Here is a 15,342-nt window from a genome sequence, read left to right on the forward strand (position 1 = left end):
AGAGATATGAAAAAGTTTACGACTCACACCGGTGTTGTTGCTCCGCTTGATCGCGTCAACGTTGATACCGATATGATCATTCCAAAGCAGTTCCTTAAATCGATTAAGCGCTCTGGCTTTGGTCCTAATCTATTTGATGAACTTCGTTACCTTGATGAAGGTCAGCCAGATCAAGACTGTTCTGGACGTCCTATCAACCCAGACTTTGTTCTAAACAAACCAGAGTACGCTGGTTCTAGCATTCTGTTAGCACGCAACAACTTTGGTTGTGGTTCTAGCCGCGAGCACGCTCCTTGGGCATTAGATGACTACGGTTTCCGTGCAGTGATTGCACCAAGCTATGCCGATATCTTCTTCAATAACTGTTTCAAGAATGGTCTATTACCGATCATTCTTACAGAGGATGAAGTGGAAGCGCTTTTCCAAGCCGTTGCTGCAGCACCCGGTATGAGCCTAACGGTTGATCTTGAAAATCAGAAAGTGGTTAGCCCAGACGGCAAAGAGTATAGCTTCGAAGTTGATGACTTCCGCAAGCACTGTCTGCTAAACGGTTTGGATGATATCGGCTTAACGCTTGAGCATGCTGATGATATCCGTGCGTACGAAGCGAAACGCCGTGCCGAAGCGCCTTGGTTGTTTGACGCGATTAAATAATTGATTTGTTCGCGGCTATTGATGGTAACTGGCTTTAGCCTGTCATCCGCTATTAATTTACGCTCGGTAGTCTGGAAGACGCTGAGAGAGTCGTGTCAGGCTGAAAGCCAGACACGGTAAATAAGGAATAGAAAAATGAACGAAAACAAAGTTTTGATTTTGCCAGGTGATGGCATTGGTCCTGAGATTGTTGCTCAGGCGCGTCGTGTGCTTGAACTGGTTAACGATCAAGATAACCTTGGTCTTGAATTTGATGAAGCACACGTTGGTGGTGCTGCGATCGATGCGACAGGTGTACCTCTTCCAGAAGAGACCCTAGCTAAGGCGCATGACTCCAAAGGCATCCTTTTGGGTGCTGTGGGTGGTCCTAAGTGGGATACAAACCCTGATTTTCAGATTCGCCCAGAGAAGGGGCTTCTAGGTCTTCGTACTCAGCTTGGATTGTTCGGTAACCTGCGCCCAGCGATTCTTTACCCACAGTTAGCTCACGCGTCTACTTTGAAGCCAGAAGTGGTTTCAGATCTAGATATTCTTATCGTTCGTGAACTAACGGGTGGTATCTACTTCGGTCAGCCACGCGGCATTCGCACCACTGAAGATGGCCTACGTGAAGGTTACAACACTTACGTATACAACGAAGATGAGATCAAGCGTATCGGTCGTGTCGCTTTTGAAGCGGCAATGGCACGTGGTAAGAAACTCTGCTCTGTCGACAAAGCAAACGTACTAGAAGTGACGGTGCTTTGGCGTGAAGTGATGGAAGAGTTGAGCGCTGAGTACCCTGAAGTTGAACTAAGCCACATGTACGTAGATAACGCTGCAATGCAGCTAGTACGTGCACCTAAGCAGTTCGATGTGGTGGTAACAGGTAACATGTTTGGCGACATCCTTTCAGATGCTGCTGCAATGCTGACGGGTTCCATCGGTATGCTGCCTTCATCGTCTATGAACGTGAAGGGTCAGGGTATGTTTGAACCTTGTCACGGTTCTGCTCCGGATATTGCGGGTCAAAACATTGCAAATCCATTGGCAACCATCCTGTCTGCCGCTATGATGTTGCGCTACTCGCTTGATAAGGGCGAAACTGCGGATCGAATCGAAGCCGCGGTAAGTAAGGTTTTGGATCAAAACCTGCGTACTGCCGATATCTTCTCTGAAGGCATGACGAAGGTTTCGACAACTGAAATGGGTGACGCGGTGATTGCTGCGCTAAGCGCATAATCAAACGTTAACCGAGAAGGCCGGTTAGATCCGGCCTTTTTTGATAGAGCTATTGAATAGCGAAAAAGTTTTTTGAGGGTAAATATGAATCGTGTAGGTTTTGTTGGCTGGCGCGGTATGGTGGGTTCCGTTCTTATGCAGCGTATGCAGGAAGAGCGTGACTTCGATCAGATCGTTGAACCGGTATTTTTCACCACTTCTCAGGTAGGTGCTGCTGGTCCAGACATTGGTAAAGAGATTGCTCCACTTAAAGATGCATCTGATATTGATGCGCTAAAAGAGATGGACGCGATTATTACCTGCCAAGGTGGCGACTACACGAAAGAGGTTTACCCTAAGCTTCGTGCTGCTGGCTGGAATGGCTACTGGATTGACGCTGCTTCTGCTCTGCGAATGGATGATGAAGCGATCATTGTTCTGGATCCAGTCAATAGCGATGTAATTGAGAAGGGTCTAGCGAAAGGGATCAAAACTTACGTTGGCGGTAACTGTACTGTCTCTCTCATGTTGATGGGTCTAGGTGGTCTATTTAAAGCGGGTCACGTTGAGTGGGTCTCTTCAATGACTTATCAGGCTGCATCAGGTGCTGGCGCACGCAATATGCGTGAGTTGATCACTCAAATGGGGCAGATTCGCGATGGTTCAGAAGCGCTTCTGAATGACCCTGCATCGGCAATTCTTGATATTGATCGTCAGGTTGTTAGCACCATGCGTAACGATCTAGCCGTTGATAACTTTGGTGTGCCGCTTGCGGGCTCGTTGATCCCTTGGATCGATGTACCTGTTGCCGATGGTCAGTCTAAGGAAGAGTGGAAGGGCTATGTTGAAACAAACAAGATTCTTGGCCGTAACTCTAACCCGATTGCTATCGATGGTACCTGTGTTCGTATCGGTGCAATGCGCTGTCACAGCCAGGCATTTACAATCAAACTGAATAAAGATCTTCCAATGGATGAGATCGAGCAGATGGTTGCTGAGGCGAACGACTGGGTGAAAGTGGTGCCTAATGATCGTCAGATCACTATGGAAGAGCTATCACCAACCAAAGTGACCGGTACATTGAGTATCCCTGTGGGTCGTCTTCGTAAAATGAAGATGGGCAAACAGTACCTAAACGCATTCAGTGTGGGTGATCAGTTGCTTTGGGGTGCTGCAGAGCCTCTTCGCCGAATGCTTCGTATACTTCTGGCTCAATAAGCGTAACGAATCAATTAACGGCCCGCTCATTTGCGGGCCGATCTTTTTGGAAAAGCTATGAAACTATTTTTTGTTGGTGTCTCATCTCTAGTAGCCGACCAGTTTTTTGAACTCTTCGAAGATCACCCTCTAGCGAGCGAAATTGAGCTCTCTTTATGGGATGACGAGAGCGAAGCGGGTCGTTCATTGATGATTAACGGGCACTCCACACTGGTGCGTCCCGTTGATCAAGCTCCGTTTGCTGAAGCGTCTGTGGTTATTCTGGCTCAACCTGAGGCGAGTGCAGATCTCTTGGAGCGCGCTTCCTTGGGTGCTACATTGATCGATCTCTACTCTAACCTGTCTGCTGAATCGTCTCAGTTGGCCGTCGCGGGTCGTGACCGTCTGGAGTCTGGCGAGTGGTATCAGCTCGCTGAGCCTGTGCTAGTAGCAGTCTACAAGTTCTGCCAGGCGATTAGCGCTAAAGTTGAGCCTCTTCGTATGCACATTGCCGCGACTTTGCCTGCCAGTGTTCATGATCGCAAAGGCGCTGAGGCTTTAGCACGTGAAACAGCCGCACTGCTTAATGGTCGTGAAGCGACAGAGCAGTTTTTAGATGCAACCCTAGCCTTTAATGCATTGGCTCAGCCGTTTGTATTGGACGAACAAGGTGAATCAGGGTTAGAGCGTCGTATTGCTGAGGGTGCTGATGCACTGTTTGACGATGCCGAAGTAACGGTATCAACCGTTCAAGTGCCGATGTTCCACGGTACCTCTGCAATGCTGATGGTTGAGACACAAGCGGACCAATCGGTCTCTGATCTAGTAGCGCTCATTGATCGAGATAATGCGTTGCGTTTCAGTCACAGCCCCAACGCCTCTACTCAATCGATGATTGGGCAGACTGAGTGTTTGGTATCGCGCCTGCGTGTCGATGCACGTGTGGACCAGACGATTCAAGCTACCCTGATGTTTGATGAGAACCGTTTCGGCCGTGCCTCAGCACTTTTAGAGCTGCTTGCTACATTGGTAACTAAGCACTAATTTAAAAAATCTGCCCGGTAAACTTGACCCATTACCGGGTAGCAACAATACTTCATTCAATAGAGAGAGATTAATCCTTTCGGATTAATAGAGTGGAGTGAAGTTATTGTGCGTCGTTTAGCACTCAGTATTGCCGTTTCATCCGCATTGTTAGCCAGTCAGGCTAATGCCCTAGGCCTAGGTGAACTCAATGTAAAATCTGCATTGAACGAGCCGCTTCAGGCTGAAATTCAACTGCTACAAGTTCGTGATTTAAAAGCATCCGATATTCGTCCTAAATTGGCTGATGATGACGCCTTCAGTCTGGCTGGCTTAAGCCGATCTGGCGTGTTGAGTTCGGTTGATTTTGACGTTGAGCTCAATGCCCAGGGTGGTGCTAAAGTCGTCATTAGTTCGGACACCCCTGTTCGTGAGCCCTTTATCAGCTTCTTGATGGAAGTGAATTGGCCCAATGGTCGTCTTGTTCGAGAGTACACCCTGTTGTTGGATCCTCCTCTGTTTGTAGAGGCTGCAGCTCAACCGACACCCATATCCGTGCCGTCCACTCCAGTAACTGACTCACTTCAGAAAGAGGGTCTTAAGGCTGAACCGGAAAAGGTTTTAAAAGCGAACCCGGCGCAAACTGTCCAAACCACACTGAGAACTGAGACCTCATCAGCGAATCAGGTTTATGTCGATGTAAATGATACCCTGTTTGCATTGGCTCAAAGTAATCTTCCTGATGAATCCGTCTCGGTCAACCAGATGATGCTGGCGATTCAGCGTCTAAACCCTAGTAGCTTTCCGACCAACAATATCAATGTTCTTAAAGCCGGTACGGTCGTCACGCTGCCCAATAGTGCGCAAGCGAATGAGCTATCAGTTAGGCAAGCGGCTATCGAAGTTCGCAAGCAGTATGAAGATTGGAAAAATGGCAGACGTTCCTCCGCTTCTGCAGCTATTGAGAAAGCGGACGTTACTCCAGTTGCTAAACCAGAGAGTGAAGCTCCCTCGGCTCAAACCTCTGAAGTGGTTAATCCATCAGAGGCTAAATTGAAGTTGGTCTCTGTTGACGAGACACAAGATCAACCTCTATCAACCAGCAGTTCAGAAGCTGAGGCTAGTCAGACGGTATCAGATTCAGTAGAGGTCCGAGCTGATAGCGAACCCTCTAACTCTGTGGTTGAAACTGAAGAGGAGGGAGCTTCTCTCTCTTTAGATCAAGATTCTGTTGCTACGCCCGTTGAATCAACGCCTCGCGAACAGGAGCTTCAAGCACTCAATCGAGACTTGGAAAATCAGCTGCTTGTAACTCAGGAGAGTGTCGAGAAAGTTGAACGTGACAATGCTGATCTCTCTGCAAAATTGGACTCTATAGCTGAGCAGCTACAGACCATGCAGCGTCTAATTGAGCTAAAAGATCAACAGGTTGCGCAACTGCAACAGCAGTTGGAACAGCAGATGCAGCTAGCTCAACAGCGTAATGAGGACCCAGTCGCTGCTGTGATCGACTATGTTCGAATGAATCCTGAAATCGTTGGTGGCAGTGCTGTAGCCTTTCTATTGTTGCTGCTGTTGTTAATACGATCTTCAAGAAAGCCTGCGCCTTATCGTGAACCCGCGAGCAGTGCGGCAAAAGAGGATGAGGTTATCTCTGAAGCGCCTCTAGTACCTTCAGCATCGTCGACCCCAACTATGGCTGTCGTTGAGCCATCAGCTGTTGAACCCGCTTTGGAAACGTCGATTGAGCCAGTCATCGATCCAAAGCCTGATTCTGATTCAGAGAGTATCGCTAAGGCTGAAGCTGAGATTCAGTCGATGATCGATGAGGTGCTTCGAGCTCGTGCCAGTGAGCAGGCGGCCCAAGCTGAGATGGAAGCGATCAGCGATGAGGTTGCTGAAGAGTCACCGCCAAATGAATCCGTTGATGAATCATCAAATACAGGTGATCTCGCTTCAGTTGAACCTCAGCCTGAGGTCATTGATGATAATGAACTGGAAACAGAAACAGAAACAAGTTCTGACGCTGATGATTTCCTCTCCAGAGCTAATGCAGCTATGTCATCACCTGAAGAGCAAGAGGCGATGGTTAACGAAGCCGATGAGTCGCAGCCGGAAGATGATGATTTAGAGGAGTTTCTTGACTCTGAGCTAGAAGCCTCACTGGCAGATGCCGATTCGGTTGAATCGATTGTGGAGCCTGTAGAAGAGGAGAGTGCAGAGCTGCAAGACCTCGATTTTGTTATCGAGCCGTTTGATTCAGAATCTGACGAAGAACCACAAGAGAGCCAAATTCCGGGCGTTGATATGCCGCAAGCAGACTCAACGGATGAACCAGCGCACACTGACTCCATTGATGAGGACCTGGTCGCTCTAGAGGCAATGATGGGCGATGCCAGCGTTCCCGATGAGGCATTTGATATCGAGGTGGATCAAGATGTTGAAGCTGACGGACAGTCTGACGATCATTGGGAATTTGTCGTAGAAGAGAGTGATTCTGGGGCGCTGGACGGGGAGATCGAAAAGATTTTCGATGAAGTTGATGGCGATCTAGAGGTGGTAGAAGAGATTAATGACACCGCAGAGTCAGAAGATTTTGATACCCACTTCTACAGTGGTGCAGATGAAAACGAAACCCGATTAGATCTAGCAAGAGCTTACATTGAAATGGATGATTATGAGGCTGCTCGTGATATCCTTGTCAGTATGAAAGACAAAGGCTCTTCTGCTCAGCAGCAGGAGGTCGCAAACCTCTTGGATCAATTGGATAAAGCTTAGTTAATGAGCGATATTGAAAACATCAAAGGGGCGACGGAAGTCGCCCTTTTTCGTTACGCCCTTGGGATTGAGTACGCTGGTGCAAACTATCATGGCTGGCAGATTCAGGCAGATGAAGGGGTTGTCACGGTTCAGGAACGTCTGCAGCAGGCGTTAGCAAAGATTGCGAATCACGATGTGCATCTGGTCTGTGCTGGCCGCACCGATACCGGGGTGAATGGCTGTTATCAAGTTGTTCACTTTGATACACCCAATCAGCGAATCGATCGTGCCTGGGTGATGGGTACGAATCGACACCTCCCTGATGACATTGCGGTGCTTTGGGCAAAACCGGTGTCGGATCAATTTCACGCCCGTTTTTCTGCTCAAGCAAGACGCTACCGCTATCTGATCTACTCGGCACCTGTTAAACCGGCGATTCTCTCTAGAGGGGTTACTTGGACTCACAAGAGTCTTGATGTTGGGCGAATGCAATCGGCAAGTCGTTGTCTGATCGGTGAGCATGATTTCAGCTCTTATCGAGCGGTTGCCTGTCAGGCGAACAGTCCCGTTCGTACGGTGCATGATCTGCAGGTTTATAAAAGCGGTGAGATCATTGTGATCGATATTCAAGCCAATGCTTTTTTACACCATATGGTTCGAAATATTGCCGGTGTGTTAATGAAAATTGGTTCTGGAGAGGCTGAGGTAGAGTGGGCGGCTGAGGTGCTAGAGGCCAAAGATCGTCGCAAAGGTGGGGTGACCGCTCCGCCTTGGGGACTCTATTTTTGTGATGTTGAATACCCTGAAGAGTTTGCACTGCCGAAGGGTGGTACAGGGCCATATTTCTTGGGCCATTAGACTGACTAACTCTCTCTGTTTTGGTAGACTTTCCAACCGATAAATTGAGTGATCAACTCAGTTGTCTTTAACGACCTAATTTAGAGCCTCTATTGTGCGAACTCGTGTAAAAATTTGTGGTATCACCAATATAGATGACGCGCTATCGGCCGTTGATGCTGGGTGTGATGCGCTTGGCTTTGTTTTTTACGCTAAAAGTCCGCGAGCTGTTACTCCAGAACAGGCTGCTGAAATTATTTCCAAGCTGCCTGCGTTCGTTACCAGTGTGGCTCTGTTTGTGAATGAATCTGCTGAGGTCGTTAATCAGGTTATCGCCACAGCAGGTGTTGATCTATTGCAGTTTCACGGTGATGAGAGTGCTGAGTTTTGTTCCAGATTCTCTCGACCTTACATCAAAGCGCTTCGCATGAAGCCGGAGTTAGATCTAACGGCTCAGTTTGAGACGTACGCATCCTCACAAGGGATTCTTTTGGATGCTTATACCCCTGGGATACCTGGGGGTACTGGTGAAATGTTCGACTGGTCCAGAATACCAACTGAACTGGCAACCAAGATTATTTTGGCGGGTGGCTTGTCGGCAGAGAATGTTGCTGAAGCCATCGCTCAGGTGTCTCCCTACGCTGTTGATGTGAGTGGGGGTGTTGAGGCATCTAAAGGGATTAAAGATTCAAATAAAATGACAGATTTTATGAACGAGGTTTACCGTGCCAACAACAGATAATACACAGGTGCAGCTACCCGATGAGAATGGACACTTTGGCCAATTCGGTGGTCGATTTGTCTCTGAAACGTTAATGGGTGCTCTGGAAGAGCTTGAAGAAGTTTACAAAAAACTCTCTAACGACCCAAACTTCCAAGAGGAGTTTGATAAAGACCTCGCTCACTACGTGGGTCGTCCCTCGCCACTCTATTTTGCTGAGCGCCTCACAGACAAAGTGGGCGGTGCTAAAATCTACTTGAAACGTGAAGATCTTAACCATACCGGTGCACACAAGGTGAACAACACCATTGGTCAGGCACTTCTGGCTAAGTTTATGGGTAAGCCGCGTGTTATCGCTGAGACAGGTGCTGGTCAGCACGGTGTTGCCTCGGCAACGGTTGCTGCTCGTCTGGGTCTTGAGTGTAAGGTCTACATGGGTGAAGAGGATGTTCGCCGACAAGCGCTAAACGTCTACCGCATGAAGCTGTTGGGTGCTGAAGTGATTCCAGTTACTTCGGGCACTAAAACGCTTAAAGATGCGATGAACGAAGCGATGCGTGATTGGGTAACCAATGTCGATAATACCTTCTACATCATTGGAACTGCTGCTGGTCCGCACCCCTATCCAATGCTTGTGCGTGATTTTCAGTGCGTCATCGGGCGTGAAACAAAACAGCAGTGTATGAATCAGATTGGTCGTCTACCGGATGCTGTTGTGGCTTGTGTGGGCGGTGGCTCGAACGCCATCGGTATGTTCCACCCATTCATTGAAGATGAGTCGGTTCGTATGATCGGTGTTGAAGCGGGTGGTCACGGTCTTGAAACGGGTGAACACGCAGCACCGCTAAGTGATGGTCGTCCAGGCGTACTGCATGGAATGCGTACCTACCTGATGGAAGATGATAACGGCCAGATTATCGGTACACACTCTGTCTCGGCCGGTCTTGATTACCCAGGTGTAGGTCCTGAGCACAGCTACTTGAAAGATATTAACCGTGCAGAGTACGTTGCGATCAATGATGACGAGGCACTCGATGCATTCCGTACGTTGACGCAGGTTGAAGGTATCATGCCAGCACTTGAATCCTCTCACGCGGTTGCTTACGCCATGAAGATGGCAAAAGAGATGAGTCCAGATCAAGTGATTGTTGTAAACCTATCGGGTCGTGGTGATAAAGATATACATACCGTCGCAGGCATCGACGGCATTGAGATGTAATTGGAGAGTTAAATGAGTCGTATTGAAGCCTGCTTTGCTGCCATGAAGGCAGAGGGACGTAAAGCGATTGTCCCTTATGTAACCGGTGGTGATTCAAACCCAAGCGTTACCGTGCCTCTAATGCATGCACTAGTTGAAGCGGGAGCGGATGTCATTGAGTTGGGTGTGCCTTTCTCGGATCCAATGGCCGATGGCCCCGTGATTCAGTTAGCCTGTGAGCGTGCCCTTGAGCACGGCACCAGTTTGACCGATGTATTGGCAATGGTTGCTCAGTTCCGTGAACAGGATCAGACAACACCGGTGGTTCTAATGGGCTACCTTAACCCTATCGAAGTGATGGGCTACGAAACCTTTTCTAAAAACGCTAAAGCGGCAGGTGTCGATGGTGTGCTAGTGGTCGATATGCCACCGGTTGAGTCTGCTGGCCTAATGGCGGCAATGAAGGCTGAGTCACTTGATATCATCTTCCTCATTGCACCGACAACCTCTCCAAAACGTCGTAAGGCGATCTGTGAGCAGGGCAGTGGTTATCTCTACTATGTATCCGTTAAAGGTGTGACTGGATCAAAAGCATTGAATGTAGATGAAGTAGGGGCCTACATCAGCGATATGCGCCAGGATACAGATCTGCCGATCTGTGTAGGCTTCGGTATCCGTGATGGTCAGTCTGCTGCAGCCGTCTCTAAAGTATCCGATGGTGCCATTGTCGGTTCCGTGCTGGTTAATCAAATTGCAGAACTGGCAAACACGCCAGGGAAGATTCCTGCTGCAGTTGCAGGTATAGTTAAAGAAATGCGTCAAGCGATCGACGCTTAAGTCGATCATTTAGGGAGTACCATGAGTAACTGGTTGGAAAAGATCGTACCGTCACTGGCACGTAATGATGAGAAAAAACGCAACAGCATTCCAGAAGGGCTTTGGGAGAAGTGTCCAAAGTGTGAAAGTGTGCTGTACAAGCCAGAGTTAGATAAGACCTTACATGTCTGCCCTAAATGTGATCATCACCTACGTATTGGCGCCCGTCAGCGTTTGAACTACTTCCTTGATGAAGGGTCAACGAAAGAGATTGCAGCTGATATTGAGCCAATCGATCGTCTTAAGTTCAAAGACTCTAAGAAATACAAAGATCGTCTAACGGCTGCTCAGCGCGATACCGGTGAGAAAGACGCATTGGTTGCGATGAAGGGTACCTTAGAGGGCAACCCAGTTGCTGCGGTCGCTTTCGAGTTCCGTTTCATGGGTGGTTCAATGGGTACAGTTGTAGGTGAGCGCTTTGTACGTGCTGCTGAAGTCTCATTGGCTGAGGGTATTCCTCTGGTCTGCTTCTCTGCTTCAGGCGGTGCTCGTATGCAAGAAGCGCTATTCTCCCTTTTTCAAATGGCTCGTACATCGGCCGTACTTGAAGAGATGCGTACCAAAGGTATCCCTTTCATCTCTGTGTTAACTGACCCTGTCTACGGTGGTGTCTCTGCCAGCCTTGCTATGCTGGGTGATTTGAACGTTGCTGAGCCTCGTGCACTGGTTGGCTTTGCAGGTCCACGTGTTATCGAGCAGACCGTTCGTGAAAAACTTCCTGAAGGGTTCCAGCGCAGTGAGTTCCTTCTAGAGCATGGGCAAGTTGATATGATTATTGAGCGCGGTGAGATGCGTAGCCGTCTTGCTAAAATGCTTCGTCAAATGCAGGGCCAGCCTGCTCAACAACTCGCCGACTAAGCGCTCAGAAGACGATTGGGTTATGAGCAAATTGAGCTCAACTAACAGTTTGGAAGAGTGGCTCGAAGTCATTGAGGCCGCTCATCCATCTGAGATTGATTTGGGTTTAGATCGTGTTGCTGAAGTGGCCGGTCGCCTGAATCTGGATTTTTCTCGCAGTAAAGTCATCACTGTAGCGGGTACCAACGGTAAGGGTTCAACCTGCGCGATGTTGGATTCTATTCTTCGCGCATCAGATTTTACCACCGGTGTCTACAGCTCCCCTCATTTTTTAAACTACAATGAACGGATAAAGATCAACGGATTAGATTCATCTGATGAAGTCATTGTTGATGCATTTTGTCGGATAGATCAAGCTCGAGAAGAGATCTCTTTAACCTACTTTGAGTACGGCACACTGGCTGCGCTGATCATCTTTTCAGACCTGGCTCTTGATTATGTGATTTTAGAAGTTGGGCTCGGCGGGCGATTGGATGCCGTTAACATTGTCGATGCTGACATCGCTGTGATTACCTCCATTGCGTTGGACCATATTGATTGGTTGGGCGACGACATCGAGTCCATCGCGCGCGAAAAAGCGGGTATTTTTCGACCTAATAAACCAGCGGTCTGTGCGATGTCACCGGCAGCTCGATCGATTGTTCAACACTCGGCTGAACTGAATGCTCCGCTCTACCAATTTAACCAAGATTATCGATTAGATGACGCTCAGAAGGTCTGGAACTGGTCGGGTGTCGATCTGAAGGGTGAGCATATCGCTTACTTTGATCTGCAAGTGCCTCCTTTGCCACTGATTAATGCTGCAACTGTTCTGCAAGTATTGACGTTGATTGCTCCTGACGTTTCCATTGAGTCGATCGCTAGTGGATTAGAGAGTGTACAACTCACCGGTCGCATGCAGAGTGAAACAATCGGTGTAACCGAGTGTCTTCTTGATGTGGCACACAATCCGCAAGCGGCTGAGTACTTAGCGGATCGATTGCAGCAACAGCCTAAGCCGTCGAAACGAACCCTAGTGCTGGGTATGCTTAATGATAAAGATCGACAGGGTGTGATTGAGGCACTGAGGCCGATCACCGATGAGTGGTACTTGGTTTCACTGCAAGGACCGCGCGCCAGTCAAGCTGAAGAGCTTGTGAATCTGGTTGGGGCAAACAACCCTCATCAATGTTTCGCGTCTGTATCCGAGGCGCTTGATCAATTATCAAACTCTACTTCAGAGAGTGAGCAGGTTCTGATCTGCGGCTCTTTTCTAACCGTTACGGAGGCCCTTAGTTGGCTCAAGACGCATTAATTCAGGCAAGTATTCGCCGTCGATTGTTAGGGTTGGGAGCGCTCTTGGTAATCTCACTCTCTATCGCTCCGCTGATCTTCGATGCCGCAGGCTATAAAGAGCGTAAAATTGTGGATCGTATTCCTCCTGCACCGACCTTGCCGCCCGTTATGGAAGCGGCTCCAGCGGTTGTTTTGGATGAGACAATCAACGAACCCGAGGTGATTAACGAGCCAGCGCCAGTGGCTCAGCCCGTTGTGATCAAAGCACCGCCAGTAGAGGTGGTCGAAAAGATGAAGCAACGTGCTCCTGAAGAGGTCTCGCCGGCAGAAGATATGCCAGCTTTGGATGAGAACGGAATTCCGGCGGCCTGGTCTTTGCAGTTAGCAAGTTTCAAAGATGAGCGAAATGCTAAGTCTCTTCGCGCTGATCTGACAAAAGCGGGATACAAGGTCTATATCCGTCGTGCCAACGACCTAGTTCGTGTCTACATCGGGCCAGAAATGCAACGTACCCGTTTAGAGTCGCTAAAAGAGTCGATCAAAGAGCAGTACTCATTGGATGGTATGATTGTGCGCTTTACAACTCAGTAAGCGATGATAAATAGATCAAGAGTTCATTGGGTAAACCGATCCACTCTGATAAAATGCAGCTGTTTTTAACTTTGGATAGAGAAGATGATCTGGACTGATTGGCTAATTATCGGCATCGTTGCCGTGTCCAGTCTATTAAGCCTCAAGCGTGGATTCGTGCGAGAAGCTCTATCACTTGTCACTTGGGTCAGTGCTTTTATAGTGGCGCGCCTGTTTTCAACCAGTCTGAGTACCTATTTGGTTGATTACATCGAGACCCCATCCCTCCGTATGTTGGCAGCCTTTGCCGCTCTATTTGTATTAACACTGATCGTGGGTGCTCTTGTCGGTAAATTGATTACCGCTTTGATCAGTGCGACTGGTTTGTCTGCAACCGATCGTATCCTTGGAATGGGCTTTGGTGCCGTTCGTGGCGGTCTGGTTGTTGTTGTCATTGTTGCTCTGTTGGGGCTAACCCCAGCCGTTGAGGATCAATGGTGGAAAGATTCTCAGCTCATTCCTCACTTCGTTTTGATGGAGGAGTGGACCAAAGAGACTGCAAAAGAGATAGGTGGTGTAATCTGGACACTCAGCAGTGATCCAGCCAGCGCCAGTGCCGTGAATTAGTTCGATATAGGTAGATCGGATGTGTGGAATAGTTGGCATCGTAGCCAAAACCTATGTTAACCAGACAATTTTTGATGCGTTAACAGTCCTACAACACCGTGGCCAAGATGCTGCGGGTATGGTTACTTGTGAAGGTAACCGCTTTTATCTGCGTAAGGATAATGGCTTAGTCAACGAAGTCTTCCGTACACGACACATGAAAAAACTGAATGGCGAGATGGGTATTGGCCACGTGCGCTACCCAACAGCCGGTAGCTCAAGCTCAGCAGAAGCTCAGCCATTCTATGTCAACTCACCTTACGGTATTGCGTTGGCACACAACGGTAACCTAACCAACTCTGAGCAGTTGGCTGATGAGGTGTTCCGTTCTGATCTTCGCCACATCAATACCACCTCTGATTCAGAAGTGTTACTGAACGTTTTTGCCCATGAGCTGCAGTTGTTGGGCAAGTTACACCCAACCTCTGAAGATATCTTCAACGTCGTGGAAACGGTCCATAAGCGTTGTCAGGGTGGTTATGCCGTTGTTGCGATCATCACCGGTCTGGGTCTGGCCGCTTTTCGTGATCCTTTTGGCATACGCCCACTGGTTTACGGTAAGCGTGAAACCGAAGCAGGCGTTGAATACATGGTGGCCTCAGAGAGTGTTGCGTTGGATACTGCCGGCTTCGAGATGGTGCGTGATGTGGCGCCTGGTGAAGCGATCTTCATTACTCAAGAGGGTGAGATCTTTACCAAGCAGTGTGTTGAAACACCCGTGCTTGCTCCTTGTCTGTTTGAGTACGTCTACCTAGCTCGTCCAGACTCGATCATTGATGAGACACCGGTTCACAACGCGCGCATGGCGATGGGTGTGAAATTGGCGGATAAGGTGCGCCGTGAGTTCCCAGAGCACGATATCGACGTCATCATTCCAATCCCTGATACCAGCCGTACAGCGGCACTTGAGATGGCGAAAAGCCTGAAAGTGACCTACCGCGAAGGCTTTATCAAAAACCGTTACATCGGCCGTACCTTCATCATGCCTGGGCAGACTCAGCGTAAGAAGTCGGTTCGTCAAAAACTGAACCCGATTCAATCTGAGTTTAAAGACAAAGTGGTTATGCTGGTTGATGACTCTATTGTACGTGGTACTACGTCCGCTCAGATTGTTGAAATGGCACGTGATGCAGGTGCGCGTAAAGTCTACTTTGCCTCAGCAGCCCCTGAAGTTCGTTACCCCAACGTATTCGGTATCGACATGCCCAGTGCCAGTGAGTTGATTGCACATGGTCGTACTGCGGAAGAGGTGGGTAAAGAGATCGGTTGTGATTGGATGCTCTACCAAGATCTTGATGATCTAAAAGCCTGTGTCACAGAACTAAACCCTGCGATTACTCAGTTCGATACCTGTGTCTTCAATGGCGAGTATGTCACTGGAACAGTGACCAGCAGTTACCTTGATAACATCGATGCTAAGCGCAACGACGGTGCTAAGGCGAGTGCTGATGATGAACAGACCGAAGGAAACGAGTCTACCAACCTACATAAAGCTTTTTAAGGATGA

14 protein-coding genes are annotated in these 15,342 nt (G+C 48.7%); all 14 read left to right on the forward strand.

Going from position 1 to position 15,342, the window contains the following annotated elements:
* Positions 1-6 precede the first annotated feature (6 nt).
* The 14 genes from leuD (at position 7) to purF (ending at position 15,336) form a co-directional block, all read left to right on the forward strand.
* A complete protein-coding gene (gene leuD / locus XMD579_RS05040) occupies positions 7-654 on the forward strand; it encodes a 3-isopropylmalate dehydratase small subunit (RefSeq protein ID WP_173505980.1) in 648 nt (215 codons plus the stop codon).
* A 135-nt stretch (positions 655-789) separates the two neighbouring features.
* The gene (gene leuB / locus XMD579_RS05045; RefSeq protein WP_173480833.1) at positions 790-1,875 is read left to right on the forward strand and encodes a 3-isopropylmalate dehydrogenase; all 1,086 of its coding nucleotides are present in this window, start codon (positions 790-792) and stop codon (positions 1,873-1,875) included.
* Positions 1,876-1,959: 84 nt separating this feature from the next.
* Positions 1,960-3,072: an aspartate-semialdehyde dehydrogenase gene (asd, locus tag XMD579_RS05050; protein WP_173482429.1), complete on the forward strand. Its 1,113-nt coding sequence runs from the start codon at positions 1,960-1,962 to the stop codon at positions 3,070-3,072.
* Between the two features lie 57 nt (positions 3,073-3,129).
* Positions 3,130-4,095 carry an Asd/ArgC dimerization domain-containing protein gene (locus XMD579_RS05055; protein ID WP_173494410.1) on the forward strand — a complete coding sequence of 322 codons (966 nt, stop codon included), beginning with the start codon at positions 3,130-3,132 and terminating at the stop codon, positions 4,093-4,095.
* Between the two features lie 108 nt (positions 4,096-4,203).
* Positions 4,204-6,852 carry a FimV/HubP family polar landmark protein gene (locus XMD579_RS05060; protein ID WP_173482430.1) on the forward strand — a complete coding sequence of 883 codons (2,649 nt, stop codon included), beginning with the start codon at positions 4,204-4,206 and terminating at the stop codon, positions 6,850-6,852.
* A gap of 3 nt (positions 6,853-6,855) precedes the next feature.
* Positions 6,856-7,692: a tRNA pseudouridine(38-40) synthase TruA gene (truA, locus tag XMD579_RS05065; protein ID WP_173480837.1), complete on the forward strand. Its 837-nt coding sequence runs from the start codon at positions 6,856-6,858 to the stop codon at positions 7,690-7,692.
* Between the two features lie 94 nt (positions 7,693-7,786).
* Entirely contained in the window at positions 7,787-8,413 is a 627-nt protein-coding gene (locus XMD579_RS05070; RefSeq protein ID WP_371731704.1) for a phosphoribosylanthranilate isomerase, read from the forward strand.
* A complete protein-coding gene (gene trpB / locus XMD579_RS05075) occupies positions 8,397-9,611 on the forward strand; it encodes a tryptophan synthase subunit beta (protein ID WP_173482431.1) in 1,215 nt (404 codons plus the stop codon). The genes XMD579_RS05070 and trpB overlap by 17 nt, the downstream gene beginning before the upstream one ends.
* 12 nt (positions 9,612-9,623) lie before the next feature.
* Positions 9,624-10,427 (forward strand): tryptophan synthase subunit alpha, encoded by an 804-nt coding sequence (gene trpA / locus XMD579_RS05080; protein ID WP_173484486.1) that lies wholly within the window; start codon positions 9,624-9,626, stop codon positions 10,425-10,427.
* Between the two features lie 21 nt (positions 10,428-10,448).
* Entirely contained in the window at positions 10,449-11,324 is an 876-nt protein-coding gene (gene accD, locus XMD579_RS05085) for an acetyl-CoA carboxylase, carboxyltransferase subunit beta (protein WP_173480840.1), read from the forward strand.
* A gap of 22 nt (positions 11,325-11,346) precedes the next feature.
* Complete coding sequence (folC, locus tag XMD579_RS05090) at positions 11,347-12,618, forward strand: bifunctional tetrahydrofolate synthase/dihydrofolate synthase (RefSeq protein WP_173505981.1); 1,272 nt, start codon at positions 11,347-11,349, stop codon at positions 12,616-12,618.
* Positions 12,600-13,190, forward strand: coding sequence for an SPOR domain-containing protein (locus XMD579_RS05095; protein WP_217363888.1), 591 nt, complete (start codon positions 12,600-12,602; stop codon positions 13,188-13,190). Before folC ends, XMD579_RS05095 begins: the two co-directional genes overlap by 19 nt.
* 84 nt (positions 13,191-13,274) lie before the next feature.
* Positions 13,275-13,796 carry a CvpA family protein gene (locus XMD579_RS05100; protein WP_173480842.1) on the forward strand — a complete coding sequence of 174 codons (522 nt, stop codon included), beginning with the start codon at positions 13,275-13,277 and terminating at the stop codon, positions 13,794-13,796.
* A 19-nt stretch (positions 13,797-13,815) separates the two neighbouring features.
* Positions 13,816-15,336 carry an amidophosphoribosyltransferase gene (gene purF, locus XMD579_RS05105; protein ID WP_173495526.1) on the forward strand — a complete coding sequence of 507 codons (1,521 nt, stop codon included), beginning with the start codon at positions 13,816-13,818 and terminating at the stop codon, positions 15,334-15,336.
* Positions 15,337-15,342: the final 6 nt, after the last annotated feature.

The sequence above is a fragment of the Marinobacterium sp. xm-d-579 genome (assembly GCF_013282935.1).
Taxonomy (GTDB): Bacteria; Pseudomonadota; Gammaproteobacteria; order Pseudomonadales; family Balneatricaceae; genus Marinobacterium_E.

Coding starts and splice junctions, on each gene's coding strand:
- leuD (WP_173505980.1), top strand. CDS start 7: ATGAAAAAGTTTACGACTCACACCGGTGTTGTTGCTCCGCTTGATCGC.
- leuB (WP_173480833.1), top strand. CDS start 790: ATGAACGAAAACAAAGTTTTGATTTTGCCAGGTGATGGCATTGGTCCT.
- asd (WP_173482429.1), top strand. CDS start 1,960: ATGAATCGTGTAGGTTTTGTTGGCTGGCGCGGTATGGTGGGTTCCGTT.
- XMD579_RS05055 (WP_173494410.1), top strand. CDS start 3,130: ATGAAACTATTTTTTGTTGGTGTCTCATCTCTAGTAGCCGACCAGTTT.
- truA (WP_173480837.1), top strand. CDS start 6,856: ATGAGCGATATTGAAAACATCAAAGGGGCGACGGAAGTCGCCCTTTTT.
- trpA (WP_173484486.1), top strand. CDS start 9,624: ATGAGTCGTATTGAAGCCTGCTTTGCTGCCATGAAGGCAGAGGGACGT.
- accD (WP_173480840.1), top strand. CDS start 10,449: ATGAGTAACTGGTTGGAAAAGATCGTACCGTCACTGGCACGTAATGAT.
- folC (WP_173505981.1), top strand. CDS start 11,347: ATGAGCAAATTGAGCTCAACTAACAGTTTGGAAGAGTGGCTCGAAGTC.
- XMD579_RS05100 (WP_173480842.1), top strand. CDS start 13,275: ATGATCTGGACTGATTGGCTAATTATCGGCATCGTTGCCGTGTCCAGT.
- purF (WP_173495526.1), top strand. CDS start 13,816: ATGTGTGGAATAGTTGGCATCGTAGCCAAAACCTATGTTAACCAGACA.